This is a genomic window from Clostridium frigidicarnis (assembly GCF_900111985.1).
Taxonomy (GTDB): Bacteria; Bacillota; Clostridia; order Clostridiales; family Clostridiaceae; genus Clostridium_Z; species Clostridium_Z frigidicarnis.
Window position 1 is genome coordinate 1 of record NZ_FOKI01000087.1, and the last position, 3,132, is coordinate 3,132.

A 3,132-nucleotide genomic window follows, 5' to 3' on the forward strand; every position below is an offset into this window, starting at 1 on the left:
ATAAGATAGTTACAATGATAGATATTGATAAGCTGATTTAAATTTATAAGGAAATGAGGGAATTGTATGGCAGAGGTTTTATCCCAAAGTGAAATAGATGCGCTGTTGTCTGCCTTGTCCTCTGGTGAAATAGTTGCTGATGATTTAGAAAAAGATGAAGAAAAGCAAAAAGTAAAAGTATACGATTTTAGAAGCCCTCAAAAGTTTTCAAAAGATCATATAAGAACTTTAGAGCTTATTCATGATAACTATGCAAGAATCATTACAAACTATTTAACCGCTCAAATGAGAACTAATGTTAAGGTTAAGATTGAGTCTGTAGAACAAATTACTTATGAAGAGTTTATACATTCTATTCCTAGCCAAACCATTTTAACTGTGTTCAAAATGCCACCTTTAAGTGGATCTATATTATTTGAAACTAATCCACAGTTTGTATTTCAAGTGTTAGATATACTTTTAGGTGGAGATGGGAATAGAGCTTTTAAGTCAAGGGAGTTCTCAGATATAGATAAGAATATAATTACACAAATAAATCAAGGGCTAATTTCTAGTTTAACACTTGCATGGGAAGATATTATGCATGTTGAACCAGAAATAGAAGGGGTAGAAACAAACCCAGCATTAAATCAGACACTAGCTCCTAATGAGCCAGTAGCATTAATAACTTTTTCCGTGGAGATGGGTAAAAGTAGTACATTTATAAATATATGTATTCCATATCTAAGCATAGAGAAAGTTTTAGATAAGCTTATAGTACAATACTGGTTTGAACAAGCGGATGCTGGTATTGTTGAAGAATCAAGAAGCAAAATTAAAGAAAAATTAAATGTAGTGGATGTTGAATTGATGGCTCTTCTAGGTAAGACATCTATAACCGTTGATGAATTCTTAAAGCTTTCAACAGGAGATATAATAACCTTAGATAAAAAGAGCAATAGCCCTGTAACTGTGGTGATAGATGATAAAGAATATTTCTATGGTATTCCTGGAACAGTAGGAAAGAATTTAGGGGTATCTGTATTAGATATTATAGATAAGGATGTGGAGAGCTATGAGTAATGGATTTCTTTCTCAAGAAGAAATAGATTCTCTACTTAATGGAGATATAAATCCTCCAACAGAAAATACAGAAGGAGTAGATGAATCTATATTAAGTGATTTGGAAAAAGATTTGCTAGGAGAAATTGGAAATATTTCAATGGGATCAGCATCTACAGCATTATCCCAAGTTATTAACCAACAGGTTAATATAACAACTCCAATGGTATCCACTACAAATCTTAGTACGCTGAAAGAATCTTTCGAAGTGCCTAATGTAGCACTAGAAGTTGAATATGTAACCGGAATAGTTGGAATAAATTTACTGGTTATGAAAACAACAGATGCTTCAGTTATTGCTAATTTAATGATGGGTGGAGATGGAACAGTACAAAACACAGAGCTTTCAGAGCTTGAAATGAGTGCTGTATCAGAAGCTATGAACCAAATGATAGGTTCGGCAGCAACATCTATGGCAACTATGTTCTCAAGAGAAGTAAATATATCACCGCCTATATCAAAGGTGTGGAGTGATACATCAGAGAGTTTATCAGATAAAATAAACGAAGATGAGGTAGTAGTTAAGGTATCTTTCAAATTAACTATAGGGAACTTAATAGATAGTAATATAATGCAGATTTTACCTGTAAAAACAGCTAAAAAAATAGTTTCAATAATGATGGGAGAAGATGCAGAACCGCAACCACCACAACCAATACATAATAATGATGAAAAGGTGGGGAATGCTTTGAATAATCCTATTGTTGAAGAATTTGAAAAACCTATAGAAATGGTGCCACAAAGGACAATTGAGCAGCCAATGGTCCAAGTGCAAAAAGCTGATTTTGCACCACTTCAACCATCATCTGCTGGGAGTCACCAAAATATTGATTTAATATTAGATGTACCACTTGAAATATCAGTAGTTCTTGGTAGAACAAGAAAGAATATTAAGGATATTTTAAATTTAGGTACAGGTTCATTGATAGAACTTGATAAGTTGGCAGAGGAACCAGTAGAGATACTTGTAAATGGTAAGAAAATTGCCTATGGAGAGGTTGTAGTTGTTGACGAAAACTTTGGAGTAAGAATAACGAGTATTTTAAGTAGTCATGAAAGAGTTAAAACCTTAGGAAAATAATTTAAAACCATATGAAAATTTCATATGGTTTTTTGATTGTTCAAAATAAGTTAAACATATTTTAGTGTAAACAGTAGAAAACTATATACATAATCACAAAATTAAAATCAGTATAAGTTTTTTATGTATAAACTTTACATGGAAAACTTCGATAATAAAACATATAACCTAGAAATAAGGAGTGTTAGTATGGACGTAAAATCAATCGGGGTTAATAAGGTAGTAAATCTTTATAGCGACAAAAGTAAAGTACAAAGGGTCCATAAAGTTGAACCTAAAAAAGACACCCTTGAAATATCTCCTCTAGCAAAAAAGCTTAGCAGTTTAGATGTAGATAATTTTAAAATAGATAGAACGGAAGAAGTAGAAATTATAAGAAAAAAAGTAAAAGAAGGAAGCTATAATGTTAAGTCAGAAGATATAGCAAAAAAGATGTTAGAGGTAATGAAAGGTAGAGGTGTTTAATGGAAGAAAAATTAAAGGAGATCATGATACTTGAAAAAGAGGCTTTAGATTCATTACTAAAGCTTTTAGAAGAGCAATTTTCTCTTTTGATAAAAAAGGATGTTTTTGCTCTTGATTCCATGGTAGATAAAATAAAACTTTGCAACAAGGACGTTGCAGAATATGAAGTTAAGAGAAGAGGGATTTTAAAAAATCTCTCTTTAAAAGAAGTTATACAAAATAGTAGTGATAAAGAACTAAAGTCAATCTTTAATGATATAAAATTTATTTTAAACGATTTAAAAATACAAAAAGATAGCAATGATCTTTTAATAAAGCAAAATCTATCTTTCACAACTAAAATGTTATCTCATATAAATCCTAAAAGAACACCATCAACATATAATTCATATGGAAAAATAAAAAGATAAGGATGTGAAAAAATGTCAGGATTATTCAGTACTTTTAATGTGGCAAAGAGAGGAATATCTGTTCAACAAAGATGT

At 31.0% G+C, this 3,132-nt stretch carries 4 protein-coding genes; all 4 read left to right on the forward strand.

Annotated elements, in window-relative coordinates; all coding sequences use genetic code 11:
- Nucleotides 1-66 precede the first annotated feature (66 nt).
- Nucleotides 67-1,062, forward strand: a complete 996-nt coding sequence (fliM, locus tag BM119_RS19300; protein WP_090043324.1) for a flagellar motor switch protein FliM — start codon at nucleotides 67-69, stop codon at nucleotides 1,060-1,062.
- Nucleotides 1,055-2,182, forward strand: a complete 1,128-nt coding sequence (gene fliY, locus BM119_RS19305) for a flagellar motor switch phosphatase FliY (protein ID WP_090043325.1) — start codon at nucleotides 1,055-1,057, stop codon at nucleotides 2,180-2,182. The genes fliM and fliY overlap by 8 nt, the downstream gene beginning before the upstream one ends.
- A 189-nt stretch (nucleotides 2,183-2,371) precedes the next feature.
- Entirely contained in the window at nucleotides 2,372-2,647 is a 276-nt protein-coding gene (locus BM119_RS19310) for a flagellar biosynthesis anti-sigma factor FlgM (protein ID WP_177199523.1), read from the forward strand.
- On the forward strand, nucleotides 2,647-3,057 hold the full coding sequence (locus BM119_RS19315) for a flagellar protein FlgN (protein WP_090043327.1): 411 nt from the start codon (nucleotides 2,647-2,649) through the stop codon (nucleotides 3,055-3,057). Before BM119_RS19310 ends, BM119_RS19315 begins: the two co-directional genes overlap by 1 nt.
- Nucleotides 3,058-3,132: the final 75 nt, after the last annotated feature.